Source organism: Ramlibacter sp. GCM10027632, from assembly GCF_042675325.1.
Classification (GTDB): Bacteria; Pseudomonadota; Gammaproteobacteria; order Burkholderiales; family Burkholderiaceae_C; genus Ramlibacter.
The window spans coordinates 1-25117 of the sequence record NZ_JBHTGW010000001.1; the positions used below are offsets into that span (position 1 = coordinate 1).

Annotated in this window: 19 protein-coding genes and 2 pseudogenes; 9 read left to right on the top strand and 12 right to left on the bottom strand. The window is 67.5% G+C overall.

Going from position 1 to position 25117, the window contains the following annotated elements:
• Together ACFQZY_RS00005 and ACFQZY_RS00010 are read right to left on the bottom strand one after the other, a co-directional pair.
• Window positions 1–1101, bottom strand: a 1101-nt coding sequence (locus ACFQZY_RS00005; protein ID WP_377411131.1) for a caspase domain-containing protein, incomplete at its 3' end; no start/stop codon positions are given.
• A gap of 145 nt (window positions 1102–1246) precedes the next feature.
• Window positions 1247–2434 carry an acetyl-CoA C-acyltransferase family protein gene (locus ACFQZY_RS00010; RefSeq protein WP_377411134.1) on the bottom strand — a complete coding sequence of 396 codons (1188 nt, stop codon included), beginning with the start codon at window positions 2432–2434 and terminating at the stop codon, window positions 1247–1249.
• Window positions 2435–2719: 285 nt separating this feature from the next.
• On the opposite strand from ACFQZY_RS00010, the gene ACFQZY_RS00015 reads away from it, so the two are divergent.
• The 5 genes from ACFQZY_RS00015 to ACFQZY_RS00035 are packed head-to-tail and all read left to right on the top strand — an operon-like array spanning window position 2720 to window position 7952.
• Window positions 2720–3592 (top strand): fumarylacetoacetate hydrolase family protein, encoded by an 873-nt coding sequence (locus tag ACFQZY_RS00015; RefSeq protein WP_377411137.1) that lies wholly within the window; start codon window positions 2720–2722, stop codon window positions 3590–3592.
• Window positions 3593–3603: 11 nt separating this feature from the next.
• Complete coding sequence (locus ACFQZY_RS00020; protein ID WP_377411140.1) at window positions 3604–4563, top strand: tripartite tricarboxylate transporter substrate binding protein; 960 nt, start codon at window positions 3604–3606, stop codon at window positions 4561–4563.
• A 10-nt stretch (window positions 4564–4573) separates the two neighbouring features.
• Window positions 4574–5047 (top strand): (2Fe-2S)-binding protein, encoded by a 474-nt coding sequence (locus tag ACFQZY_RS00025; RefSeq protein ID WP_377411143.1) that lies wholly within the window; start codon window positions 4574–4576, stop codon window positions 5045–5047.
• Window positions 5044–7215: a molybdopterin cofactor-binding domain-containing protein gene (locus tag ACFQZY_RS00030; RefSeq protein WP_377411146.1), complete on the top strand. Its 2172-nt coding sequence runs from the start codon at window positions 5044–5046 to the stop codon at window positions 7213–7215. The genes ACFQZY_RS00025 and ACFQZY_RS00030 overlap by 4 nt, the downstream gene beginning before the upstream one ends.
• Window positions 7216–7253: 38 nt before the next feature.
• A complete protein-coding gene (locus ACFQZY_RS00035; protein ID WP_377411150.1) occupies window positions 7254–7952 on the top strand; it encodes a molybdate ABC transporter substrate-binding protein in 699 nt (232 codons plus the stop codon).
• 21 nt (window positions 7953–7973) lie between these two features.
• Here the strand turns inward: ACFQZY_RS00035 and ACFQZY_RS00040 are convergent, their stop codons facing one another.
• The 6 genes from ACFQZY_RS00040 to ACFQZY_RS00065 form a co-directional block, all read right to left on the bottom strand.
• Window positions 7974–9341, bottom strand: a complete 1368-nt coding sequence (locus ACFQZY_RS00040; RefSeq protein WP_377411153.1) for a hypothetical protein — start codon at window positions 9339–9341, stop codon at window positions 7974–7976.
• Window positions 9342–9622: 281 nt separating this feature from the next.
• Window positions 9623–10090 carry a gamma-glutamylcyclotransferase gene (locus ACFQZY_RS00045; protein ID WP_377411155.1) on the bottom strand — a complete coding sequence of 156 codons (468 nt, stop codon included), beginning with the start codon at window positions 10088–10090 and terminating at the stop codon, window positions 9623–9625.
• A gap of 30 nt (window positions 10091–10120) precedes the next feature.
• Window positions 10121–11002 carry an amidohydrolase family protein gene (locus ACFQZY_RS00050; RefSeq protein WP_377411158.1) on the bottom strand — a complete coding sequence of 294 codons (882 nt, stop codon included), beginning with the start codon at window positions 11000–11002 and terminating at the stop codon, window positions 10121–10123.
• Window positions 11003–11022: 20 nt separating this feature from the next.
• Window positions 11023–12084: an isocitrate/isopropylmalate dehydrogenase family protein gene (locus ACFQZY_RS00055; protein WP_377411161.1), complete on the bottom strand. Its 1062-nt coding sequence runs from the start codon at window positions 12082–12084 to the stop codon at window positions 11023–11025.
• 38 nt (window positions 12085–12122) lie between these two features.
• Entirely contained in the window at window positions 12123–13121 is a 999-nt protein-coding gene (locus tag ACFQZY_RS00060; RefSeq protein WP_377411164.1) for a Bug family tripartite tricarboxylate transporter substrate binding protein, read from the bottom strand.
• Window positions 13122–13176: 55 nt separating this feature from the next.
• Window positions 13177–14154 carry a tripartite tricarboxylate transporter substrate binding protein gene (locus ACFQZY_RS00065; protein ID WP_377411167.1) on the bottom strand — a complete coding sequence of 326 codons (978 nt, stop codon included), beginning with the start codon at window positions 14152–14154 and terminating at the stop codon, window positions 13177–13179.
• 86 nt (window positions 14155–14240) lie between these two features.
• Here ACFQZY_RS00065 and ACFQZY_RS00070 point away from each other — a divergent pair.
• From ACFQZY_RS00070 to ACFQZY_RS00080, 3 genes and pseudogenes are all read left to right on the top strand, one after another.
• Window positions 14241–15140 (top strand): annotated as a pseudogene (locus ACFQZY_RS00070) (LysR family transcriptional regulator).
• Between the two features lie 124 nt (window positions 15141–15264).
• A pseudogene (locus ACFQZY_RS00075) lies at window positions 15265–15417 on the top strand (DUF4124 domain-containing protein); the annotation flags it as partial.
• An 18-nt stretch (window positions 15418–15435) separates the two neighbouring features.
• The gene (locus tag ACFQZY_RS00080) at window positions 15436–15810 is read left to right on the top strand and encodes a hypothetical protein (RefSeq protein ID WP_377412641.1); all 375 of its coding nucleotides are present in this window, start codon (window positions 15436–15438) and stop codon (window positions 15808–15810) included.
• Between the two features lie 346 nt (window positions 15811–16156).
• On the opposite strand, the gene ACFQZY_RS00085 is transcribed toward ACFQZY_RS00080, so the two are convergent.
• Window positions 16157–16885: a hypothetical protein gene (locus ACFQZY_RS00085; protein WP_377411169.1), complete on the bottom strand. Its 729-nt coding sequence runs from the start codon at window positions 16883–16885 to the stop codon at window positions 16157–16159.
• A 347-nt stretch (window positions 16886–17232) separates the two neighbouring features.
• Here ACFQZY_RS00085 and ACFQZY_RS00090 point away from each other — a divergent pair, with 347 nt between their 5' ends.
• Window positions 17233–18372 (top strand): DUF4145 domain-containing protein, encoded by a 1140-nt coding sequence (locus tag ACFQZY_RS00090; protein WP_377411172.1) that lies wholly within the window; start codon window positions 17233–17235, stop codon window positions 18370–18372.
• Window positions 18373–18499: 127 nt separating this feature from the next.
• Here ACFQZY_RS00090 and drmC read toward each other — a convergent pair whose 3' ends face one another.
• From drmC to drmA, 3 genes are read right to left on the bottom strand one after another with little or no spacing between them, the layout of a single operon-like run.
• Window positions 18500–19261, bottom strand: a complete 762-nt coding sequence (gene drmC, locus ACFQZY_RS00095) for a DISARM system phospholipase D-like protein DrmC (RefSeq protein WP_377411174.1) — start codon at window positions 19259–19261, stop codon at window positions 18500–18502.
• A complete protein-coding gene (gene drmB, locus ACFQZY_RS00100) occupies window positions 19258–21120 on the bottom strand; it encodes a DrmB family protein (protein ID WP_377412583.1) in 1863 nt (620 codons plus the stop codon). The genes drmC and drmB overlap by 4 nt, the downstream gene beginning before the upstream one ends.
• 5 nt (window positions 21121–21125) lie before the next feature.
• Window positions 21126–25109, bottom strand: a complete 3984-nt coding sequence (gene drmA / locus ACFQZY_RS00105; protein WP_377411177.1) for a DISARM system helicase DrmA — start codon at window positions 25107–25109, stop codon at window positions 21126–21128.
• Between the last annotated feature and the right edge of the window lie 8 nt (window positions 25110–25117).

Sequence of the window (25117 nt, forward strand, 5' to 3'; positions counted from 1 at the left end):
CGGGGCCGGGGCCGGGGCCGGGGCCGGGGCCGCCGGCGCCTTCGCCGCCGCGGCCTGCGCGTCGGCGGCCGTGCGCCGGGCGCCCTCCTCCAGCGCGGCCAGCCGGGCGCCCGCCTCCTTCGCGAAGGCCCCCGACGGGAAGCGCGAGAGGAAGGCCTTGATTTCCAGCGCCTGCCGGCTCTCCTTCACCAGCGCCCACATGGCCTTTTCCAGGGCCGCGTCACCCGACTCGGGGGCGGCGGCCGGCTTGGGCGTGAGGAAGTAGAAGTCCCCCTCCAGCGAGGTCGACTCCCACGGCACCTGCTTGCCCTGCGAGTCGCGGCGCACATTGGCGCGCACCCGCTTGAAAACATCCTCCACCTTCGCGCCCGGCTCACGCATGGCCTGCAGCAGATGCTGGGTGTACAGGCCGTTGCCGCCCTGCCCGTCGCTGGCCACCGAGCCGGGCGAGGTGGCGAACGCCACCAGCGTGCCGACCGGCGCGTCCATCTGCGCCAGGCCCTGCTGCGCGCTGCGGAAGCTGCGCGCGAACGGGTTGTTGCGGCAGGCATCGAGGATCAGGAGGTTGGTGCCGTTGCCGGCCGCGTCCATCTTGTCGAGGACGGCCTGGGCATCGACCGCCGAATAGGCCACCTCGTCCTCGCGCTCGATCGAACCGCCCACCGGGATCAGGTAGTTGCGGCCCTTGATCTGCATGCCGTGCCCGGCGAAGTAGAAGACGCCGACGCCGCCCTTGCGCAGCTCGTCGCCGAAGCCGCGCACCGCGGCGAGCATCTCCTTCATGTCGGCGTTTTCGCGCAGCGTCACCGCGAAGCCGCTGTCACGCAGCGCCTGCGCGATGGCGCGCGCATCGTTCACCGGGTTGGTGAGCGGCGCATCCTTGTAGCTGGCGTTGCCGATCACCAGGGCGACGCGACGCGCGGCCGAGGGCGCGACCACGGGCGCCGGCGGCGCCGGCAGGGCGATCACCAGGTTGCGATCCGCCCCGGCCCCTGGCGCGTTCTGCGCGGGCACCGGGATGGCGAGGCCGGCGCCGGCCAGCAGGGCCAGCGCGGCGCGGGTGACGGGCCGCAGGCGGGCGGCCGGGACTCGGGCTTGCATGCCTCGGGATTCTAGGGCCGGCCGCCCTCTCCGTGGTCAATTTGACTTTTGTACAACGGAATCCAAAACAAGGCCGTTCCGCTCGGAAGCCGCCAACTTCCGGTGTATGGACGAGCCCGCTTCCCAGCGGATCGCCCCCGGGCCATCAGGCGCGCTCGAAGATCGCCGCGATGCCCTGGCCGCCGCCGATGCACATGGTGACCAGCGCGTAGCGGCCGCCGATGCGCTGCAGCTCGTACAGGGCCTTGGTGGTGATGATCGCGCCGGTCGCGCCCACCGGGTGGCCCAGCGAGATGCCCGAGCCGTTGGGGTTGACCTTGGCCGGGTCCAGGCCCAGCTGCTGCGTCACCGCGCAGGCCTGCGCGGCGAAGGCCTCGTTGGACTCGATCACGTCCAGGTCGTTGATCGACAGGCCGGCCTTCTCCAGCGCCTTGCGGGTCGCCGGGACCGGGCCGATGCCCATCACCTTGGGGTCGACACCGGCGTGCGCGTACGAGACGAGGCGACCCAGCGGCTTGAGGCCGTGCGTCCTGACGGCCTCGCCCGAGGCCAGCACCACGGCGGCGGCGCCGTCGTTGATGCCGGAGGCATTGCCGGCGGTGACCATGCCGCCCTCCTTCTTGAAGGCCGGCTTCATCTTGGCCAGCACCTCCATCGAGGTGTCGGCCTTCACATGCTCGTCGACCTCGAAGTTCACCTCGCCCTTGCGGGTCTTGAGGACCACCGGGACGATCTGCTCCTTGAAGCGGCCGGCGGCGATGGCGGCGGCGGCGCGGGTGTGGCTCACGACCGCGAGCTGGTCCATCTGCTCGCGGGTGATGCCGTAGGCCTCGGCGACGTTCTCCGCGGTCACGCCCATGTGGATGCGGTGGAACGGGTCGTGCAGGATGGTCAGCATGTAGTCCTGCAGCTGCATGTCGCCCATGCGGGCGCCCCAGCGGGCGGCGGAGGACACGTAGACGCCGCGCGACATGGCCTCGGCGCCGGCGCCCACCGCGACCTGGGTGTCGCCGAGCAGGATGGACTGGGCCGCGGACACGATGGCCTGCAGGCCCGAGCCGCACAGGCGGTTCACGTTGAAGGCGGGGACCTCCTGGGCCAGGCCGGCGTTCATCGCGGCCACGCGGGACAGGTAGGCGTCGCGCGGCTCGGTGGGGATCACGTTGCCCATGACCAGGTGGCCGACGGCATCCAGCGGGGCGCCGCTGCGCTCCAGCGCGGCGCGCACGGCGGTGGTGGCGAGGTCCGACAGCGGCGTGTCCTTGAGGGATCCGCCGAAGGTGCCGATGGCGGTGCGCGCGGCGGCGACGACGTAGACGTCGGTCTGGGGCATGGTGTCTCCTGGTGGGTTTGCGGGTGGCGGCGGCCCTGCCCGGACCGGCCGTGCGGACCATTGTGCGGCCAAACCTGACACGCATCCGACACGCCCGGCCGCTGCCTCCCGCTTAATCCAAAGGTCCTCACCAGGGTGGGCCGATGGCCACGCGTCCCGGGGCCTCCTAGGGCCGGCCCCGATGGTGATTACACCGATGGAGGCGGTGCCGCGGGCTTCCTAGGATCGGGCGCTCGGCCACCGGCCATGAATGCATCCACCAGTCCACCAGGGAGCACGTACCGCATGCGCATCGCCACCTTCCAACATGCAGGCCGCCGCCACGTCGGCCTGGTCTCGTCCGACGGCCGCCAGGTCTCGCCCCTCGCCCTCACGGCCGAGGCCGCCGCGCGCGGCGCCCTGCCCCTGGTCGAGGCCAGCGCGCGCGGCGAGCCGATGCCGGCCACCGTGGGGGCGGCCCTGGACATCGCCTCGGTCCGGCTCGAGGCCCCGCTGCCGGTGCCGCGCCGCAACGTCTGGTGCGTGGGCCGCAACTACCACGCCCATGCCAAGGAGCTGGCCACCTCGGTGTTCAAGGACAGCGCGGCCAACGTGATGGAGTGGCCCATCGTCTTCACCAAGGTGCCCGAGTGCGTGGTCGGCCCGCATGACGACGTCCACCTGCCGGGCGCCGCGATCTCCGACCAGATCGACTACGAGGCCGAACTCGCGGTGGTGATCGGGCGCGGCGGCAAGAACATCGCCAAGGCCGACGCCATGGCCCATGTCTGGGGCTACACCATCGTCAACGACGTCACCGCGCGCGACGTGCAGATGCGCCACCAGCAGTGGGACATGGGCAAGTCGTTCGACACCTTCTGCCCGATGGGCCCCTGGCTGGTCACCGCCGACGAGGTGGACGGCCTGAACACCCGGGTGCGCTGCTGGGTCAACGGCGAGCTGCGCCAGGACGGCCCCACGGCCAACATGATCTTCGACATCCCCACGCTGATCGAGACCATCTCGCGGGGCATCACGCTCTACCCCGGCGACGTGATCGCCACCGGCACACCGGCCGGCGTGGGCATGGGGCTCAAGCCGCCGAAGTACATCCAGCCCGGCGACCGCATCCGCGTCGAGATCGACGGGATCGGCGCCATCGAGAACCGCTTCGTCTGAAAGGAACCCGCATGCGCATCGTCCGCCAGGCCATCGTCCTCGCTGCAGCCCTCGCAGCCGCCACCGGCGCCTTCGCCCAGGCCGACTACCCGAACCGGCCGGTACGCATCATCGTCCCCTTCGCCGCCAGCGGGCCGGCGGACAACTACGCGCGCTTCATCGGGCAGCGGCTGTCCGCGGAGCTCAAGCAGTCCTTCGTCGTCGAGAACAAGCCCGGCGCCGGCTCCGTCATCGGCACCGCCGAGGCGGCGAAGGCGCCGGCCGACGGCTACACGCTGCTGATGATGTCCAACACGCACACGGTGAACGAGACGCTGATCCCCAGCAAGCCGTTCAAGCTGATGCAGGACTTCGTCGGCGTGGCGCCGGTGAACTACTCGGACCTGATGCTGGTGGTGCACCCCTCGGTGCCCGCGAAGACGCTGCCGGAGCTGATCGCGCTGGCCAAGTCGCGCCCCGGCAAGCTCAATTACGCCTCCTCGGGCAACGGAACGCCCTACCACATGGCCGGCGAGCTGTTCAAGCACCTGGCCGGGGTGCAGATCACCCACGTGCCGTACAAGGGCAGCTCCGGCGCGCGCACCGACGTGGTCGGCGGCCAGGTGGAGATGATGTTCGACGCGGTCACCACCATGACCCAGATGGCCAAGGACGGCCGCGTGCGCGGCCTGGCCACCACCGGCCTCACCCGCTCCGCGCCGGACATGCCCACCGTGGCCGAGACCGTGCCGAAGTACGAGGCGACGATCTGGCTCGGCCTGATGGCGCCCAAGGGCACGCCGCCGGCGGTGGTGAGCAAGCTGAACGAGGCCGTGCGGCGCATCGTCAACGCGCCCGACGTCAAGGCCGCCTGGGCGCAGCAGGGCGCGGTGCCGATGTCCATGACGGTGCCCGAGTTCGAGAAGTACCTGGGCGAGGACATCGCCAAATGGGGCGAGATCGTGCGCGTCTCCGGCGCCAAGCCGGACTGACGCGGCCCGCATGGACGCCCCGGTCTCCCTGACCGTCAACGGCCGGGCCTGCACCGTCGACGGCGACGCCGACCGTACCCTGCTGGACGCGCTGCGCCACGCGCTGGACCTGAAGGCCACGCGCCTGGGCTGCGGCCTGGGCCAGTGCGGCGCCTGCACCGTGCTCGTCGACGGCCGCGCCACCACCGCCTGCAACACCCCGCTGGGGTCGGTGGCGGGCCGCGCGGTGACCACGCTGGAGGGCCTGGGCACGCGCGAGTTACCGCACCCGCTGCAGGCCGCCTTCATCGAGGAACAGGCGCTGCAATGCGGCTGGTGCACCAGCGGCATGATCCTGCGCGCCGCGCAGCTGCTGCGCGAGGAGCCGCGGCCCGGCGAGGCCCGCATCCGCGAGGCGCTGGCCGGCCACCTGTGCCGCTGTGGCGCCCACCCGCGCATCGTGCGCGCCGTGCAGCGCGCGGCGGGCAGCCTCGCAGCGCCATGAGCCCGCTGCACCCCGAGAGCCTCACCCGGCACCCGCGCCTCGGCCAGTGGCTGCGCGTGGCGCCGGACGGGCGCGTGCTCGCCACCTCCGGCAAGGTCGACATCGGCCAGGGCATCTCGCACGCGCTCAGGCTGGTGGTGGCCGAGGAACTGCGCATCGACCCGGCGCAGGTGGCCATGGTGCCGCCCTCCACCGCGACCAGCCCGGACGAGGCGGTCACCTCCGGCAGCCTGTCCCTGCAGCACTCCGGCAGCGCCCTGCGGGCCGCCGCCGCCCACCTGCGCGAGGCCTGCCGCTTGCGCGCGGCGCAGCGCGCCGGCGTGGCCGCCGGCGCCGTGCAGCTGCAGGACGGCCTCTTCGTCGCCGGCGCGCAGCGCCTGCGCTACGCCGACCTGGCCGACCAGGCCCTGCTCGCCTCGGCCATCGACCCGGCCCATGTCGCGCCCCGGTCGGGCCAGCGCAGTGCCTTCGGCGGCAGCCCGCGCGAGGACATCGCGGCCAAGGTGTTCGGCGAGTTCCGCTTCCTCCATGACCTCACGCTGCCCGGCCTGCTGCACGGGCGCGTGCACCGCCCCGACACGCTGCGCGCCCGCGTCGACGAGGCGGCCTGGACCGCCCTCGCCCCGCGCCTGCCCGCCCTGCCTGGCGTGGTGGCCGTCGCGCGTGACGGCCTGTTGGTCGGCGTGCTCGCGGCCACGGCGCACGCGCTGGAGCGGCCGGCCCGGGCGATCGCCCAGGCCGCGCTCTGGCACGGCGAGGCCGAGGTGCCAGCCGGTCCCGGGACCGCCGCCTGGCTCCAGGCCCAGCCGCTGGAGACGACCCCGATCCTCGACCAGGGCGAGGCGCCAGCCGCCCCCGCCCGCCGCTTCCGGGCAGCCTACGGCCGCGGCTGGCTGCAGCATGCCTCGGTGGGCCTGTGCTGCGCCCTCGCCCGCTGGGAGAGCCCGCCGGAGGGCGCGCAAGGGGGCGCGCAAGGGGGCGAGCGCCTGGAGGTCTGGAGCCACACCCAGGGCATCTTCAACCTGCGGCGCGACCTGGCGCTGGCCTTCGGGCTGGCCGAATCGCAGGTGACCGTGCACCACGCGGAGGGCGCGGGCTGCTACGGCCACAACGGCGCGGACGACGTGGCCTTCGACGCGGCCTGGCTCGCGCGCCATGCCGGCGGCCGGCCGGTGCGCGTCGAGTGGACGCGCCACCAGGAGATGGCCCACGCGCCCTTGGGCCCGGCGATGGCCGTGGAGGTGGACGCCGCGGTCGATGCGCAGGGCCGGCTGGTGTCCTGGCGCCAGGAGGTCTGGAGCCAGGGCCATGGCACCCGCCCCGGCCGCGGCGCCACGCCCAGCCTGCTGGGCGCGTGGCAGGTGGAGCGGCCGTTCCCGGTGCCGATGGCGGTGAACGCCGCGCTCGCGGTGGGCGGCGGCTCCGAGCGCAACGCGGTGCCGCCCTACGCCATCGGCCGCATCGAGGCGGTGAACCACCGCGTCCTGGCGATGCCGCAGCGCGTCTCGGCGCTGCGGGCGCTGGGCGCGCATGTCAACGTGATGGCCGCCGAGTCCATGATGGACGAGGTCGCCCGCGCCCTCGGCCGCGACCCGCTCGCCTACCGCCTCGCGCACCTGGCCGACCCGCGGGCCCGCGAGGTGCTGCAGGAGGCCGCGCGCTTGGCCGGGTGGGACTGCGACGCGCCGCAGCGCGGCGAGCGCCCCGAGGGCTGGGGCCGCGGCCTGGGCTTCGCCCGCTACAAGGGCACCGGCGCTTACTGCGCGGTGGTGGCCGAGATCGAGGTGGACGACGCGGTGCGCCTGCGCCGCCTGCACATCGCCGCCGACCTGGGCCTGGTGGTCCACCCCGATGGCGCGCGCAACCAGCTCGAGGGCGGCGCGCTGCAGGCCGCGAGCTGGACGCTGTGCGAAGCCGCCGACCTCACCGCCCAGGGCATCGCCTCCAGCGACTGGGAGCGCTACCCGATCCTGGGCTTCGCCGACCTGCCGGCCCTGCACACGACGATCGCCGACCGGCCCGACAGCCCGTCGCTGGGCGCGGGCGAATGCAGCGCCGGCCCGACCGCCGCCGCCATCGCCAACGCCATCCATGACGCGCTGGGCCTGCGCCTGCGCGAGATGCCCTTCACCCCGCAGCGCCTGCTGGCCGCCGCGCACGGCGCCTGAGCGCCCATGAACCTCCAACGACAAGGAACCCCTTCCCCATGACCACCGTCCACGTCCTGAGCGGCGGCGCCGCAGCCGCCGTCGTCAAGGGAGTCCAGGCCCGCTTCGAGCAGGAGACCGGCGCGCGCATCGAGGCCACCTTCAGCGCCGTCGGCCAGATGCGCGACCAGCTGGTGGCCGGCGCGCCCTGCGACCTGGTGATCCTCACCCGCCCGCTGGTGGCCCAGCTCGTGGCCGATGGCCATGTGGTGGCGGGCACCGAGCGCTCGCTGGGGCTGGTGGCTACCGGCATCGCGGTGAGATCCGGCGCGCCGCGCCCGGCCATCGACGACCGCGAGGCGCTGGCCGCGGCTTTCCGGGGCGCCCGCGCGATCTACCACCCGGACCCGGACAAGGCCACCGCGGGCATCCACTTCATGAACGTACTCAAGGCGCTCGGGCTGGACGCCGAACTGCGCGAGCGCCTGCGGCCCTTCCCGAACGGCGCGACCGCGATGGCGGCCATGGCCCGGGCCGACACCGACGACGTGATCGGCTGCACCCAGGAGACCGAGATCAACTACACGCCCGGGGTCGACCTGGTCGGCTCGCTGCCCCGGGAGTTCGAGCTGTCCACCGACTACACGCTGGGCGTGTGCACGAAGGCGAACGCGCCGGACCTGGCGCAACGCCTCGCCGCGCTGGTGGCGGGCGAGGCGTCGGCCGGGATCCGGCGCGCGGGCGGCTTCGTCTTCTGAAGCCGCCGGGGCGGGCTGCGCTTACGCGGCGTACGGCGCCCAGTAGTAGGTGCTGATGGTGGGGTTGTAGCCCGGGTTGGCGTAGCGCGCCTTGTACAGCTTGCCGCCGTACGAGACCACGCTGCCCGCCGCGTAGTACTGGCCCATCACCCAGTTCGGGTAGGTCACGACCGGGGCCGGCGCCGGCGCAGGGGCCGAGCAGGTGGTCAGCGCCCAGTGGGTGGGCGTCCATTCCGGCGGCGAGTTCTGGTTGCCGGCGGTGGCCACGTAGGTGCGGCCCAGGCGGGCGACCTTGGTGCCGGCCACGTACCACTTCGCGGCGTCCCAGTTCGCACAGGTGGCGATCACCGGCGAGGCGATCGGCGCCGGGGCGGGCGACGGCGCAGGGGCCGGGGCGGGCGAGGCGCCCTGCGCGGTCTTGAAGATGTTCAGGAACTGGTAGTCCGACTGCACGACGCCGCTGTACTGGTCCAGCGGGGTGATGCCGGCGCGGTCCTGCGCCCGGTCACGCTGGAAGGCCCAGTAGGCGAGCAGCGCGGAGCCCTTGGACTTCACCAGGTCGGCCACCGTCTTCGCGTCGGCCAGGGTGAAGGTGGTCGGGTCGTCCTGCGTGCCGATCATGGGCGTGATGCCCATCATCGCGTTGATCTGCGCCGGGGTCTTGCCCGGGAACAGGCCGGCCATCTGCTTCTCGGTGGCGTTGTAGGTCATGACCACGGCCTGGCCCAGCGTCGAGGGCGAGACCATGGTGCGGATGTTCTCCGGGCCGAAGGTCATGGCCATCATGTTCACGATGTCGATGCGCACGCCCGCGGCGATGGTGCTTTTCAGCAGCGCCATGCCATTGGGCTGGATGCCGTTCAGCCAACCGGGCAGCGTGAACGAGGTCTTCACGTTCGGGTACTTGGCCTGCAGCCGCTTGAGGACGCGGTTGCGGCGCGCGGTGGCGTCGGTGTTATTGAGCTGGTGGCCCTCGATGTCCCAGTCGATGCGGTGGGCCTTGGAGTCGACCACGAGCTTGTCCAGGAGCGCGAAGAGCTGGTCGTCCGAGCAGGAGATTTCGGCATAGATGCCGTCGGCGCCGCCCAGCGAGACGGCGAGCGTGCCGCCGGCGGCCACGTAGGCGCGGGCGTCGGGCATGCGCTCGGTGAAGTAGGCGTCGAACGCGCAGGAGCCGCGGGTCACGCCGAAGGCCAGGGTGGCGGCGTTCATGCCGGCCTTGTTCTTCGCGTCGACCATGCTGCCGCTGGCATAGCCCTGGAAGTAGGGGCCGACCTCGGTGGCGGCGGCGGCCTGGCCGGCGCACACGGCGGCGGCGGCGAGGACGGTGGCGTGGATCGCGTTCTGGGCGGCAGTTCGGAAAGTCTTGGAGGCGAGGCGGAATGGCATTCGGTACAGGTCTCGAAAAAGTTCAGACAAAGCTCCGCCCGGCCGACCCACCGCGGCTGTTGCGGCGGTCGTGCTTGAAGGGGCGATGCGGTGAAACGCTGCTGGCTGTCGCGGCGGGGGCCGCGCTGTCATCGGGGACGCCAGTCAGCGATGGGAGGGACTGTAGTAGGACGCGTCCGACATCGTGTAGGCAGATGTTGATGGGCTGTAAGCGGATGGCTCAGCGCTTACACCTCATCCCTGGGCGTGCCCCTGCCGGGGCCGTGCAGCGGCGGATGAACTTACGGGCCGACACCCTGCTGATGAGCTTTCCAGTCGCCCGAGGGGATGGGGACGAGGCGCGCGGTGCCGACATAGAGGTAGGCCCAGGCCCGCACCGGCGCGCCCTCGCCGGTGTCGGCCTCGACCTCGCGGCGCTCGTAGAGGTTGTGCGGGTCGCCGGGGCCGAAGAACTCCTCGAGGGCGTCGAGGTCGCGCAGCGCCGCCGCGAGATCCGCCGGGACCATGAGCTCGCCGGCCACCACGCCGGCCCCTTGCGCGGGCGCGTCCCCGCCCTGCCCCGCCCGCGGCTCCAGCGGCGCCAGCATCGCGGGGTAGCCCTCGCCGGTGTCGAACAGGCGCCCGCGCACGCGCGCCGCCCGCACCCCGGCCAGGCCCAGGCGGGCGATCACGCGGTGGTTCGGCTCGCCCCGCAGGAGCGTGCCGTAGACGAAGAAGGCGCGGGGGTGGGCGGGCGGTGCGGTCGGCATGCGGCCGATGGTACGGCCGGGCCGGCGCCCTCAGAACCCGTAGAGGCGCGCCGGGTTGTCCACCAGCACCTGCTGGCGCAGCGCCGGCGTGGGCAGCCAGCGGGCGATGGTGTCGCGCAGGTCGGCGCTGGCGATGTCGCGGTAGCGGCTGGTCTCCAGCGGCCCCTTGCCCGGCTCGCGGTTGGTGTGGGGCCAGTCGCTGCCCCAGAGCACCCGCGCGGGGTTGACCTCGAGGAAGGCCCGGGCCACCGCGCTGACGTCGGCCCGGGGCCAGGCCGGCGCGATGCGGTAGGCCGCGGACAGCTTCACGTAGGCCTGGCCGCCGCGCACCAGCGCCAGCAGCGGCGCGGCCATCGGGTCGTCCAGCGAGGCCACCAGGGCGAAGTGGTCCAGGACCACCGGCACCGGCAGGTCGGCCAGCAGCCCGGCGAGCGGGCCGGTGGTGGCCGGCGTGGCGAACACCTGCAGGTGCCACCCCAGCGGCGCGAGCCGGCCGGCCCAGGCGCGCAGGCCGGCCTCCACCGCGCGCGGGTCGCGGATGCCGCCGCTCTCCATGTTGAGCCGCAGGCCGCGCACGCCGCGGGCATGCAGGCCGGCCAGGGTGGCGTCGTCCACGCCCGGGTCGAGCACCGCCACGCCGCGGCCCGCGCCCTGGAGTTCGTCCAGGGCCTCGAGCAGGCAGCCGTTGTCGGTGCCATAGAAGCTGGGCTGCACGATGACGGCGCGTTGCAGCCCGCAGGCGCGCAGGTGCGCCGCGAGCGCGGCGGCCGGCGCCGGGCCGGCGGTGTAGTGCCGGTCGGCCACCATGGGCCAGGCCTGCGGGTCGCCCACCACGTGGGTGTGGCAGTCGCAGGCACCGGCGGGCCAGGCGGCGGAGGCCGCGTGAGCGGGAGCGGGAACGGGAGAGGCCATGGCGTCGGGCGGGCCCGGGATCATGCCGCCAGCAGGCGCTGCACGAACGCGCGGCCGGTGGCGGCGGTGCCGAGCTGGCCGCCGACGTCACGGGTGCACTCGCGCGCGGCGATGGCGCCGGCCACCCCGTCCTCGATCGCCTGGGCCGCCTGGGCGAAGGCCGGCAGGCCCTTGCGCTGGCCGTGCCACCCGAGCAGCTGGGCGGCCGAGAGCACCAGGGAGAAGGGGTTGGCGATGTCCTGACCCGCGATGTCGGGCGCGGAGCCGTGGGCGGCCTGGCCCATGGCATGGTCACGGCCGGCGTTGAGCGAGCCGCCCAGGCCCAGGCTGCCGGAGAGCTCGGCGGTGAGGTCCGAGAGGATGTCGCCGAACATGTTGGTGGTGACGATCACGTCGAAGCGCTCGGGCGCGCGCACCACGTGGGCCATCATGGCGTCGACGATGAAGTCGTCCACCCGCACCTCGGGGAATTCGCGCGCCACCTGCTGGCACATTTCGATGAACATGCCGTCGCCCAGGCGCAGCACGTTGGCCTTGTGGACGATGCTCACGTGCCTGCCGCGGGTCATGGCCAGCTCGAAGGCGCTGCGGGCGATGCGCTCGCAGCACTCGCGGGTGATGCGGCGCAGGGACACCACCACGTCAGGCGTGATCAGCATCTCGCTGCCGCCGGAGGCGATGTTGCGGTCGGCGTAGAAGCCCTCGGTGTTCTCGCGCACCACCACCATGTCGAACGCGCCGACCTTGTTCGGCAGGCCGGGGTAGGTGCGCGCGGGGCGGATGTTGGCGTACAGGTCCAGTTCCTTGCGGAAGAACTTGGACGGGTTGATCTCGCCCTTGGATTCGTCCTTGAACTCGTAGGTCGCGGTGGGGCCGAGCATCAGCCCGTCGGCGGCCCTGACCTTGGCCAGGAGCGCCGGCGTCACCGTGGCGCCGTGCTGCCTGAGGCTGGCATGGCCGGTGATGTCGTGGTCCAGCTCGAGGCCGAGGTGGAAGCGGCGCGAGGCGGCCTCGAGCACGTCGACGGTGACCGCCATGGTTTCGGGGCCGATGCCGTCGCCGGGAAGAACAACGATTTTCATGGTGTGCGTGGGGATGGGGGTGGGGTGCGTGGGGATTGTCAGTCGACCTGGGCGCCGGTTTCCTTGACCAGGCGCGCGTACTTGTCCATCTCGGCGCGCACGAAGGCGGCGAAGGCCTGCGCGGACATCGGCGCGACGGCGCTGCCGTCGGCCTCGAGGCGGGCATGCAGGTCGGCCTCGGCGATGGCCTTGTTCACCTCGGCGTTCAGGCGGTTCACGACCGCGTCGGGCGTGTCCTTCGGCGCGAAGTAGCCGCCCCACAGGCTGAACTCGAAGCCCGGCACCGCGGCCTCGGCCACCGTGGGCACGTTCGGCAGCGCGGCGAGCCGGCGCGAGGAGGACACCGCCAGCGCCTTGACCTTGCCGCCCTTGACGTGGGGCATGATGGCCGAGGCGCTGGAGAAGAAGAACTGCACCTGGCCCGCGATCAGGTCGGTGATCGCCTGGCCCGCGCCCTTGTACGGGATGTGGACCATCTCGGTGCGGGTGCCCAGGGCCAGCGCCGCCGCCGCCAGGTGGCCCGGCGTGGCCGTGCCGGAGGAGGCGTACGACACCGAGCCCGGCTTGCTGCGCGCCAGCTGCAGCAGCTCGGCGAGCGTGTTGTACGGGGCCGCGGCGGGCGCGGCCAGCACCAGCGGCGCGTTGCCCACCAGGGCGACGGGGCGGAAATCCGCCAGGCTGTCATAGCCCGGGTTCTTCATGGCCGAGCGGTTCACCGCGACCTCGCCGGTCTGCCCCAGCATCAGCGTGTAGCCGTCGCCGCGGGCCTTGGCCAGCAGGCGGGCGCCGAGCGCACCGCTGGCGCCGGGCTTGTTGTCCACCACCATCGGCTGGCCGAGCGAGCGGGCCAGGCGCTCGCCGACGATGCGCGCGAACACGTCGCCCTGGCCGCCGGGGGCGTAGGGAACGATCACGGTGATGGGGCGCGACGGGTAGTCGGCCTGCGCGTGGGCGGCGCCGGGCAGGCCGGCGGCGGCCCAGGCCGCGCCGGCGGCGAGCAGCTGGCGGCGGTTCAGGAAGTTCGGAGCAGGGGTCATCTCGGGGGCTCTCAGGCTCAGGGTGATCTCAGGGTGATCTCAGGGGACTGGGGAATCAGCGCAGTTGCATGCCGGGGTGGCGGGCGACGGCGGTCCAGGCGGCCAGCTCGCGGGCCAGCTCCTGGCCGAAGGCGGCGGGGGCCATGCGCAGCGGGTCGGCGCCCTCGCCCACCAGCCGGCCGCGCACCGGCTCGGCGGCGGCCGCCTCGTTGACCACGCGATTGAGCGCCTCGACCACGGCCGGCGGCGTCTGCGCGGGGGCGAGCACGCCCCACCAGGTCGTGACCTCGAAGCCCGGCACGCCGGCCTCGGCCATCGTCGGCACCTGCGGGAACAGCGGCGAGCGGCGCGCGCCGGTCACGGCCAGCACCGGCAGCTTGCCGTCCTTCACATGCGGCAGGATGGTGGGCACCGTGGCGAAGAACAGGTCGATGCGCCCCGCCAGCAGTTCCACCGTCGCCGGGCCGCTGCCCTTGAACGGGACATGGGTCATGGCCAGGCCGGTCTTCTGGCGGAACATCTCGCCGGCCAGGTGGTTGATGCTGCCCTCCCCGGCCGAACAGAAGTTCAGGCCCTGGGGGCGCGCCTTTGCCGCGGCCATCAGCTGCGCCAGCGTGCCCACGCCGCTCTGGCGCGAGGCCACCACCAGCAGCGGGCCGCGCCCGATCATGGCCACCGGCGCGAAATCCTTCAGCGGGTCGTAGGGCAGCTTGCCCGCGGTGGCGGCATGGGTGGCGAAGGTGGAGGTCGCCAGCAGCAGGGTGTGGCCGTCCGGCTTCGCCTTGGCCACCGCGTCGGCGCCCAGCGCGCCGCCGGCGCCGCCGCGGTTCTCCACGATCACCGGCTGCCCGAGCTGGTCGGCCATCGTCTTGGCCAGGTCACGGGCGATGCTGTCGGTGCCGCCGCCGGGCGCGAAGGGCACGACCAGGGTCACCGGGCGGGCCGGGAAGGCCTGCGCGCCGGCGCCGGCGTGGGCACCCAGCAGGGCGATGGCCGCGAGCGCGCCGGCCAGGCTGCGTCGGAACAGGGGCATGGTTGAAGTCTCCTTGGGCACGCATCATCGGCCGCCCCGCTTTCGCTGTAAATTGCAAAGATCCTGTGGATTGATACGAAACGCACATGAATATCGACCTCGACGGCCTGCGCGCCTTCGTCGCCGTCGCCGACCTCGGCAGCTTCCGCGCCGCTTCCGAATCGCTGCACCTGTCGCAGCCTGCCCTGTCGCGGCGGGTGGAGAAGCTGGAATCCGGCCTGGGCTTCCGGCTGTTCGACCGGACCACGCGCAAGGTCGAACTCAACGCGATGGGTCGGCACTTCATGCCGCGCGCGCGGCATGTCCTGCACGAGCTGGAGGGCGCGCTGCTGGGGATGACCGACCTGTCCGACCGCCTGCGCGGCCAGGTCACCGTGGCCTGCGTGCCCTCGGCGGTGGGCAGCTTCATCGCGCAGGCGCTGAAGGACTTCCATGCGAAGTTCCCCCGCATCCGGGTGCGGCTGGTGGACGACGCGGCGACCGACATCCTGCCGGCGGTGGCGCGCGGCGAGGCGGACTTCGGCGTGACCTACCTGGGCACGCAGGAGCCGGACCTGGAGTTCGAGCCGCTGCTGGAGGAGGACTTCGTGGTGGCCTGTCCCCGGGGCCACGCCCTGGCCAGACGCCGCCACCTGCGCTAGTCGGAGCTGGCGCAGCACGAATGCATCCTGCTCGCGCCGGGCACCGGCAACCGCCTGCTGATCGACCAGGCCCTGGCCGGGCGCGACCTGGCCCTGCCCTGGGCCTGCGAGGTGCGGCATGTGCCGGCGGTGCTGGACCTGGTCGAGGCGGGCCTGGGCGTCGGGCCGGTGCCGCGCTTCGCGGTGCCGGCGGGCAGCGGGTCGGCGCTGGCCGCGATCGCGCTGGTGGAGCCGCGCGTGGTGCGCACGATCGGCGTGATCCGCCGCCGCGGCAAGCCGCTGCTGCCGGCGGCGCAGGCCTTCCGGGAGCTGCTGGCGAAGCGCGCGCGCGCCCGGGGGAGGTGAGGCGCACGCCGACGGAAACATCGCGCCACCACGGATCAAACTCTATAGGTTTACAGCGGATCCAAAAACCAGCTATTAAATATAATGTTTTCTAATCGATAACGATAAAGGTCGAGCGATGGCGATGCGAACGCTGCGGTGCACCCTTTCACTGCTCCTCCTGTCTGTTGCGAGCAGTTCCGCATGGGCGATCTACAAGTGCGCAGGTCCAGGCGGCCGGTTGACCTTTCAGGAGGTCCCGTGCCAGCAGGGTGGCGAAAGGCTGGACATCCGGCCCGCAAGTGGCTCAAGCCCCTTGGTACAGGCAGACGGCCCTGACAGCGCGGCAAGTTCTTCTGGCCGCCCGCGCCAGACCGAGGCCCAGAGAATCAATGCTGCGACCGAGCTGAGCCAACGTCAGCGGCGCGGGCGAGAGATCGAGGAAATACTGATTCCGGACGTCGAGCAGCGCTCATCAAGCCTACGTGCCCAGTGCGATAGAGAAATGGCGGCTTTGCGCAATCGCAAGCAGTCTGCCGCGAACAACCTCGCCGGCGCCACCTGGGAACTGTCGCTATCCAGCGAGATGTCTGCCGTCGCGACGCGCTGCGATACCAAGCAGCGGGAGATGGCCCTGGAGCGCGAGAACCTGCTGAAGGAATGCTCAAGCACCGGCAGTTGCCGGAGGTGACCGGCAGGAGCCTTCGTTCGGGGGAGCGAACCGACGCCCTCGCGATGCCTCGCTGAGCCCCATGCCGGCGCACCTCGGCACCCGCCACATCGGTTCGTGGGAAACGCGAACAACAAAAAAGCGCCCGCTGGAACCAGGGGGCGCTTTCGCTGCGTGCCTTGCGGCGCTTGGAGATGCTCCGAAATGCTTTCAAGTGATGGTGGGTGGTGAGGGTTTCGAACCCCCGACCCCCGCCGTGTGAAGGTCGCGCGCGCAGCGAACAAGCCACAACTTTAGCGCAACGCGGCAACAAAGCATACCTCCGCACTATGCGCCGAGGCAATGTGGTCCAGTAGTGGCCTCCGAGTCAGTAGGCGCGCATCGTCAACGCCATCGGGCCGTATCGGGTTGCGATGTGGGTCGCGAACGCCTGACCCCACTCTGTAATGTATACCCGTCCACCTTCAAAACGGATGAAGTTGTCCCTCGTGAGAAAGCTGAAGAAATCGGCTTCAGGTGCCGGATTCACACCCATCGATCGGGCGACGCCTCTGTGCTCGTCGTAGAACACATGAATGTTTTCCTTGGTATCACCGGTAGCAGGCACTTGAGACAGAGCGTGAATCAAACGGACCTGAGTCCCAAAAATCAAATTGAAAACTGATTCGTACTTTGCCAAGGTCCACCAACGAAGAATCTCGGCCTTCGCACGAGTCGGGTCGCTGCTGTAGTGAGCCAACCAATCGACCCGACCCCCCTGATGCGACGGGCCAGCATCAGCCTGGGGAGGCAAATCGCTCGTACTCAGCACCGTGGTCGAAGCGATCGCCGCAACGGAGGTTGGCTCATCACCCGGACCGTGTGGTTCATTTGGGGTAGGAAGCGAGCCACGCTGAGCTTGACGCTCTGCGGGAGTAGTGTCTAACCTTCCTCCCCACCCTTCGATTGACTTGATCCGCCCGATCAGCAAATGCAAACTCCCGCGGAAAACAAGAAGGAACACGATCACCGTCACCATCGAGAGGAACGGCCACGCAAGAAACAATCTAAGGTACTCAAGGAGTACCGCCCAATCTACATAACAGTGCTGAGTCATTTGGCCTCCAACGCCTGGATAGCACTAAGTCGTCGCCTTCTTCATGCAACGCGTAGGCAATTGAGAAGACGCCATTGATGGTTCAGCGGCGTCTAAATTTTGTGCGACGGGAGCGTAGCACCTGGTGAGTTTGAATGTTCGCTATCTGAGCGAGAAAGTGGCTGACTGGATATAGCGCTACACAGCGCGCATAGGACCCAGCAGAGCCTTACCCCACAATAGAGGTCGCCAAGTTTAAGGCGAGCGACCGCGATCAGCGAGATTCAGGTAAGTGCAAATCAACATGGTCTTGCGAAGCCGAGTCCATCGCGACAGACTACAACCGAATAGCCGCCTCCGGAGCGAATATGAGCCCATCAGAAAATGCATGGCTGATCAAACAAATACGCCACGCCCGAGCGATAGACAAGGATCTTCTTGATTTACTTAAGAAGAGAGATCATCTGGACGCCGAAGTTTTAGATGCCCTCGCAGAGAGGATCCACAACGGCGCAAATATCGTCCCTTGGGAGCTTCCTCCGTTCATAACAAAATTCCGCGCTACTTCTGTTTTTGATGCCGTAAAGTCCCAACTGAAGACCGGCTACGGTACCGAACTGGCAGATTTGTATGGCAATGGATTCGGGTCTAGCGAGGAGGAATCCTTCATCGCAACGACACTCGACCGTATCGGCCTTGAGTTAAGGGCAGAGCGAACGAATCTTGTAGAAGCACTCAAACTTCGAGGCAGTTCATCATCCCTCCCCTACTTGCTCGCGCTAGAGCATGACCTGGCTGCCGCTGCGGGCGTGAAGTCGTTAGTGGCCGGATCAACACCTGAAGTATTCGGCTTCGACCAGGCGACTGTCAGGCTAGGAGCGAACGCTCATAAGGAGTTGCTTGGCTTAGTTCGCGAGGCCATACGCGCGATTGAGAATAGAGTTTCGTTTGAGCCGGAGTCCAGGGCGCAACAATCAAGGCATCAAGACGAAACTGTCATACCCGAGCAGCAAGATGCGTCAGCGGTTTCAATCACCCCGGTCACGCCAGGGTTGAGAAATGCAGGTCGTATCGCGCACCACTTAATTGCCGCGCGTCAACTCCAGAGTGTGGATGCGGGAAGCGTTCTAACGAAGTGCCGAATGATCGCTGAAGCAATCTGCAAAGACTTGCTGCATATCACCACGGGAATCCGCTCGGGAAAAGAGGCCAATCGTCCAAGCGACTCCTTCTCGGACTCAACGCTGGAAGATATGATTTCGACAATCAACCGAAGGCGCCGGCTTCCGCCGCACGTTGAACCATGGCTGCGGTCACTTCAATACGCTGGCAACATTGGCGCTCACGATCAGACCACCAATCCTGACCAGCCGAATCTCAAATATTCGGCTCCATTTTTGGACATGGCCAATCACCTAATTGAGTGGTACTGCTCAGATTTGGATACAGGCTGGATAAACACCCCTCCAAACTTACCGCCAGGAAATCCGTGTGAAGAGGCCACCTAGAAACGACTGTAGTTGCGAACAGGTCGAATCGAATCCGGCTCTTTGATTCATATCGGTCGACGACATTTTCTCAACTCTGACCGCTGCCCTCCTCCGGCAACGCTTCTGCCCTCCACTCTCGCTCGGGTCAGACGGGAGTGATCACCCGGGTCTGCACCAAAGCTTGGAGATGGTCGTTCAACTGTGCCGGAATGCGGCCACCAGACAACAACACGCCGACCTCGATGTTCCGCTCCATTGCGTAGCCGGTGAGGTTCGCGCTGGTGATGAAGCACTTACGGCCATCGGCCACTGCGACCTTCGCGTGGACCCGCCCTTCGACGAATTCCGGGCCTTTGTCCCGCCAGGCATAGAGCTTCGCGAACGGGAGTGCGGCCTGCATTTTTCCCAGCGAATCGAACGACAAAACTCCGCCATGACCCTGCGCGAGCTCCAGCAACACCGACACCTCGACTCTTCGGTGAGCTGCAGCGGTGAGAGCAGCCACGATGCTCTGGACGTCATACGCGACGAAACTGGTGATGAATAGCGTTTCCTGAGCCGCGTTGATGACCTCCAACAGAGCTTGCTCAGTACGACGCGCGGAGACGAAGGGCGTCGTCGGTCCCGTCCACACCAACTCGTTCGACTCTCGGTTCGCCATCGTCGCCAGTGCATGACTGGCGCCCAAGAGCATCGACGCCAGTTCCTCACTGCCCACTGCAGACGCCTGCCAGGCCGCCAGCATCTGATCCACGAGGGCGGTGGCCGTCGGAGTCCCAACCAAACCAGCCAAGGCGACATCCGCTTTGCCAGGTTGGGTGCTGCGGATACGCGACGCGAGAGCCTGGGCCTTCTCGGGCGAGATCAAGGAAGCCACCGAAACGACAGCGTCCAAGAGCTCCTTCATGAAAGTGAGCTCGCAAAAAATGCCGCGTCGCTGCGCTCGAGGGTTGCTACCAGCAAAGACCTGTCGAGGTATCGATTGCCCGCTTCACAGGAGGTCTCGGCGACCAGGCTACAGGCGTGGCACGCAGCTGCATGGAGCGAGCGATCCTTTTCCGGATGATGCTCCGAGCACAGTGGATCCGAGGAGCAAATCGTGGCTCGGTTCAGTGCCTGCGTGAGCAGGCGCCCCAAGTTCTCGGGTCTACCCAGATCGACCAAGCCACCCAGCGTTCCGTCGGAGTCTGCCGCCGCCGTGTAAATCAAGAGGCCCGCTTGCCGCACTTCACCAGAAGTATCAGCATAAATACGTTCGCGAATGCTCGCGGCGTTGTAGCCGCACTCGAGGGCCAGCTCGCGTATGAGCAAATGCGAGAGGGTGTGGAGCATGGCGTATCGAATGCCCGGGTACCCCTGGTCGGGATCGAGTTTGCGCGCACTGCGCCAGCCGCGATGGCCACCAAGAAGCATCTGGTCCACCTGCTTGACCGCAGGGAGCTTCGCCCAAACCTCGAGGGCCTTCTCGTCGAACTGAATGAAGATCCCCTCCCCGTGCACTTGGCTGACCGGGACCCAGTCCGACTTGCCCCGTGACAAGTCAGCCATTTGAGGACGCTCGTTCGGATCGCTCGACTGCTCAGGCGCTTCGACACGGGTGAAACCGAGCAAGGCGTTGACCTCACGCAATCGCTCCAATAAAAGCACCCTTGCGATCTGCTTTCCAAAGGCTGGCGGCGTCCCGACCTTCTTGCTCATGAAGTACGGGTAGTCGGTTGGCGGATTCGCGTCCGTCAGTGCAGACCACTCTGGCCCTTTGATATCGGATTGGCCGACCGGCTCCTTCCCGCCGCCATTTCGCCGCGCTTCGATCGCCGACCAAATCGACGACGCCGAATGCTTGTCGATCCCGGGTAAAGCGCCCGTCTTCTTGAGTGTCTTGACCGTGAGGGCAACTTCAGCTTCCGAGTCCAAGTCGGCAAAGAAGTCCCAACCGTCCTGAACCATCTGGATCACCGGGTCCTGGGCCTGAGGAATCGCCAGAGCGGAAAGTGTGATCGGGAACCAACTGTTCGTCGCGCCCAGCAAGACCGCGCGAGGCTCCTCTTTGCACTCTGCGTCGAAATGATCGAGATGCGGATGGCGGCCGCGGCAACCCGGTAAATTGTCTTTGCCGGCCTTTCCAAACGCCTGAGCCAAGCTCCTCGATGCGCCACATTGATCGCACTTGACCCACAGGTTCTCGGTTTGGAGGGATGCACCACTTTCGAAAAATCGCAGCATCCCCTTGCATGCACTGCTTCCTCCATGGACGAAGTAATGCCAGGGAAAGTCGTCCAGGTGCCCGTCACGGCAAGCGAGCAAAAAACGCGCTGGCACTGCATCGGCGTCCTTGGCAGGCTGATCGCCTTTGGATCCTCTGCACCCCTTGTGAACGAATCGAGTTCGCTCGGGCCGAAACCGGTGCTCCTTGATCTCGAACAGCCCAGCATCGAAAGGCGACAGCAACCCACATTTCACACACCGCATCCACCGCGGGAACGGCCGGACGGGCACACCGATGTTGGCCTCTGCGGACCAAGGATCGACTGAGTCGCTCTTTTGGAAAGGCGGCATCCGAAGGCTATCGACCTGCGGTCCGAGCACTTTGCGCACGGCCGCCAGCAGACGCGCCTCCTGGACCGGCTGGCATCGATCTTTCTCCCATCGATCGATGCCGAGCGTGACCACCGACAGACTCGGTAGGTCGATCAACGCACCGGGCCCGTACGTCCACAGAAGCTGGCTGGGCCTGACCTCCCCCACCGGGGTCCTGTTACTCTGCATCATGCTCAATCCTCGTCTTTCGGCATTGGACGAGGCTTCCATTCTTGTTCGTCCTTGAGTTGCCCGACATTCATGATCAAGCGCACACCGGGTTCGACCTCACGCATGGACATCGGAACGGTCCAGTTGTCCCAGGGATGAATTCCGGGCGACTTGATGAGGGGCTTGATCGTCGGGGCTTGTTGACCGCGCTTTTCGTAAGCCAAGGTTCGGCCCGCGACGGCCGCTTCTTTTGCCCACTCGTCGGCACGCTCCTTGAGCTCTTGTTCTGCCAGGGCTTTGACGACCGGCGACTCGCTCACATTCCATGCGCGCTTGACGAGCATGCCGATCGCCTCGGCGACTTCGGCCTGATCAGACTTCTCGAGTTCCTTGGCGCCCTCGTTCGGACTGAAAACATCGTTTTCGAGTCGCATCAAACTCAGGAGTGATCCGGTCAACCCCCGATCCAGGGCCCTCGGAGAGAACGGCGTGACCGACTGGGCCTCGACGTGCTTGTAGAACGTCGCGTGGTAATGCTCGAATGTCTCGTAGTGCGACAGATCACGGGGGCGAGCCCAAGTGAGCACGGTGCAAACCAGTCCAGGCGAAGCGCGGCCCACTCGGCTGGTGGCCTGGATGTATTCCGCCGTACCTTTGGGCTGCCCATTGACCGCCATCAGTCCGAGTCTGTTGACGTCGACGCCGACCGAAAGCATGTTGGTGGCCAACACGATGTCGATGGCGCGAACTTCTTCTTTGCCCCATTGGGTGACGAATTTCCCCGCAGCTGGATCGAACTGAGCCTTGAATTTAACTTCGAGGTTGTCGAGGTACTTCGGAATGTCTTGACTGGACACGCGCGACGTGAGTTCGCGGATGGAGTTCACGTTTCGCTGTGCCAAGGCCGGCCGCTCCACCATACTCATCTGCACACGATACGACCGTGTCTGGACGTCATCTTCGGCTAGGCGCTTCATCCCACCCAACTCTCGCAGGGAGTTGAAGTAACCCACCATCGTCATGTAGGGGTCGGCTGCCTGGCCAAATCGATCGAACAGTGCCTGAGAGGCGGTGAGGAAAGCCGTGTAGACACGAATCAGCATCGCTGGTCGCGAGCTTCCGGGAGAGCACACCCCGATGTAGCGACGACCAGCGCGGGCTTGAATCGACCGCTGAACCGAAAAATAGTTGTCCTCGACGTCCAACCCATGAGGCGGGAACACCGACATCTGCCGCATGAAAACGTTGTTCACCTGCTCCTTGGCCTTGCGTACCGTCGCCGTGGAAGCAATGACCTTCGGCTTGATGGTCTTGCCATTCAGCGTCCAGCCACACAGCTCGTCTACCGCAGACTCGTATAACCCGACCATCGTTCCGAGCGGGCCGCTGATGAGGTGAAACTCGTCCTGAATGATGAGGTCAGGCGGTCGGATCGGGCTGATCGTCTTGGCCCTGACAAGTGGCAAGCCTTTGCCCGCGGGGTGATTGCCCGTGCAGTCACCATCGCGCCATAACAGCCCGTGACGCTCGCACTCTTGACCGACTCGACCAAACAAGGTCCGAACCTGGCCGCGCCAGGCCATCATGGCGAACTTGTCCACCGTGGCGATCATCATGGTCGGAGGCCGGTGATAGATCTCCTCGTCCACCGTGAGCACCGGTATTCCTGGATGGGGCTGCTTGCTGGACCTGCCTCGCGAGAAGTCGCATCGCCCCTTCTTGTCGCCGCAATACACCAAGGTACGCCCTCGGTTTCGGTCGACCTCGATGTCACGCCCCGGTGCGATTTCCGAGCCGCACCAAGGGCAACTGGTCAGTTGAGCCGGTGAGGCCGAACCTGCATGGTTCTTTCCGGGATTCCTGATGTCTTCGATGGCTCGATGGCTTTCCTCGGTCGATCCCGGTGTGACCTTGTTTCCAACCCACAGCCCGATGGAAAACGGCTCCTGGCCGAGCGAATGGTCGCCGCCAGCCAGCGCCTCGCGACGGAGCACCTCCATCGCGCAAATCAGCGCCGTGGCGCGCTGGAACTGTTGTAAGGTCAAAAGACGCAGCGTGTACCGCATGATCACGCTCAGTCCGCGCGATGCATCGTAGCCGCCCAACTTTCCCTGCAGACGGCGAATCGCCATGGTGAATGCGGCCACCCCCAGATACGCCTCGGTCTTTCCACCGCCCGTCGGAAACCACAACAAATCGGCATGTGCCTCCACAGGCTGCGAGCGATCTGGATGCGATGGATCGGAGATGGAAGGTATTGACAGCAACAGGAACGCGAGCTGGAACGGACGCCAACTCCGGTTCGTGGGGACATCAAACTCTTCAACAGTGACCTCACGACCGCGGCGCACCTCCAGCGCGTATTGGCTTCGTACCCGCTGAATCGCCATGGCGCGGTTGGCAAATCGGAAAGCCGCCAGGGCGTTGCGGTCATTCCGAAGAGTGTCTATGCCCTGCTGTAAGCGCGACTGAATCTCCTCACATCGAGCCATCGCTTTAAGAGCCTGCGCGTCATAACCGACCACATCCTTACCGATTCGGCTACGCTGCTCCGCAATCCACTCGGCATAGTCCTTGGTCAAAAGGCTCAGACCATCGACCAACTCGACGATGTCGAGACTGGCGAGGCGCTGCATGTCGAGCAGTCCGCTAGACACCATGTCCTTCATCGCCGGACGGTCGTCGGCATTCAGGCCGGGCGTCTCAGTAGCCTGGACCTCGTATTGCGGCAGCACCGTGGTACGCACCTCTGTGGCGAGGGTCACGTCATCGGACGTCACTGCATGCACGGCGACGCCATGACCCACCGCGAACTCCACACGGTTCCGATAGATCATTTCCAGCGACAACCGCTCTTCGTCCATCCCGTTCGCATCCAAAACGGGTCGCCGGCGAAAGATGGCGCGTTCGCGAGCCCCAGCCTCGGCTCTCACGATCAGTTCAGGCTGAAATAGCCATGCAGCATCCTTATTTGTTGGCGGCTCATCCTGCGCATTGACGAGGAACAGCGTCACCAAACGATCGCCGTTGGCGTTCTTTGCCCGAATCGATCCTTGAATTCGTATGGCTGGACGACTGACGTCAGGCGCTTGGTGAGGAATCACCCCTTCGGTCAGCGGCAAAACTAACTTTCCGCCGCACGGAATACGCTGCCAGACCTTGGCCTTCTGGCCGTTGGGACGCTGCACCTCATGCTCATCGCTCGGCACACGCTCATAGCAACCCCAGCTTGCTTCGACCTCGATCTGCTCCGCGTCACCGTCCACGCAGAAGGTGATACCAAAGCTGCTCGGCACTAGCGATTGATTACTGGCAGCGTCGATCTCGTCGCTAGAGTCGGACTCGGGCTCCACGCGCCCTGTGACTTTTCCGAATTCAGCACCGGGTTCATGCTGGCCAGCGAGCACCGGGTCGGCCGGCTCTTCGGTCTCTTCGCCGGCCATCGGCCCTTCCAGCCCCTCAATGCCTCCTAGAACGTCTTCACGTGGAGCGAGCTTTCCAACCAAATAGCGGTCTCGCACGCTCATATCCAGGATGCGCTCGTGTGGGCCGCCCGCAGGACCTAAGAGGTCGTCCATCACGGCCAGTTGGAGGAGCTCCCGGATGTAGGTTGGATCCTTGACTAGCGACACGCCATCGACGGTTTGGTGCATGGCCTTGGTTAACGCCAAGACAAACTCCTCCCACTGGAGGCGACCGACACTTCCCGACGAAGGTGGGAACAACGAGACGTTGGCGACTGGCACTGGGGCTTCGACAACGGACACCCGGTCGAAGTAGAGCGTCGTGTTTTCGAGATCGGAACGCACCTGCAGCACCCGTCCGACACGGCCGATCGCCCCGGCGGCGTTCAGCACCAGGACCCAATCATCCTCGGCGATGCCTGCGTACAGGGCGCGATCACCTTTCAGAACCAGGGTGTACGGTGCAAGCCTGAGATCGGTTCCGAGACCGTGGTCAAAGGCGATCCATGCGGTGGGGCTTCTACTTTGTATCTGTTTTGGCATGACGATCC

Bases quoted from the DNA above. Each gene is read 5' to 3' on its own strand.
- ACFQZY_RS00045 (WP_377411155.1), bottom strand. From the start codon at position 10,090: ATGCCGACCGCACCGCCCGCCCACCCCCGCGCCTTCTTCGTCTACGGC.
- ACFQZY_RS00030 (WP_377411146.1), top strand. From the start codon at position 5,044: ATGAGCCCGCTGCACCCCGAGAGCCTCACCCGGCACCCGCGCCTCGGC.
- ACFQZY_RS00055 (WP_377411161.1), bottom strand. From the start codon at position 12,084: ATGAAAATCGTTGTTCTTCCCGGCGACGGCATCGGCCCCGAAACCATG.
- ACFQZY_RS00015 (WP_377411137.1), top strand. From the start codon at position 2,720: ATGCGCATCGCCACCTTCCAACATGCAGGCCGCCGCCACGTCGGCCTG.
- ACFQZY_RS00025 (WP_377411143.1), top strand. From the start codon at position 4,574: ATGGACGCCCCGGTCTCCCTGACCGTCAACGGCCGGGCCTGCACCGTC.
- ACFQZY_RS00010 (WP_377411134.1), bottom strand. From the start codon at position 2,434: ATGCCCCAGACCGACGTCTACGTCGTCGCCGCCGCGCGCACCGCCATC.
- ACFQZY_RS00020 (WP_377411140.1), top strand. From the start codon at position 3,604: ATGCGCATCGTCCGCCAGGCCATCGTCCTCGCTGCAGCCCTCGCAGCC.
- drmA (WP_377411177.1), bottom strand. From the start codon at position 25,109: ATGCCAAAACAGATACAAAGTAGAAGCCCCACCGCATGGATCGCCTTT.
- ACFQZY_RS00065 (WP_377411167.1), bottom strand. From the start codon at position 14,154: ATGCCCCTGTTCCGACGCAGCCTGGCCGGCGCGCTCGCGGCCATCGCC.
- ACFQZY_RS00040 (WP_377411153.1), bottom strand. From the start codon at position 9,341: ATGCCATTCCGCCTCGCCTCCAAGACTTTCCGAACTGCCGCCCAGAAC.
- ACFQZY_RS00050 (WP_377411158.1), bottom strand. From the start codon at position 11,002: ATGGCCTCTCCCGTTCCCGCTCCCGCTCACGCGGCCTCCGCCGCCTGG.
- drmC (WP_377411174.1), bottom strand. From the start codon at position 19,261: ATGAAGGAGCTCTTGGACGCTGTCGTTTCGGTGGCTTCCTTGATCTCG.
- ACFQZY_RS00060 (WP_377411164.1), bottom strand. From the start codon at position 13,121: ATGACCCCTGCTCCGAACTTCCTGAACCGCCGCCAGCTGCTCGCCGCC.
- ACFQZY_RS00085 (WP_377411169.1), bottom strand. From the start codon at position 16,885: ATGACTCAGCACTGTTATGTAGATTGGGCGGTACTCCTTGAGTACCTT.
- ACFQZY_RS00090 (WP_377411172.1), top strand. From the start codon at position 17,233: ATGAGCCCATCAGAAAATGCATGGCTGATCAAACAAATACGCCACGCC.
- ACFQZY_RS00035 (WP_377411150.1), top strand. From the start codon at position 7,254: ATGACCACCGTCCACGTCCTGAGCGGCGGCGCCGCAGCCGCCGTCGTC.
- drmB (WP_377412583.1), bottom strand. From the start codon at position 21,120: ATGCAGAGTAACAGGACCCCGGTGGGGGAGGTCAGGCCCAGCCAGCTT.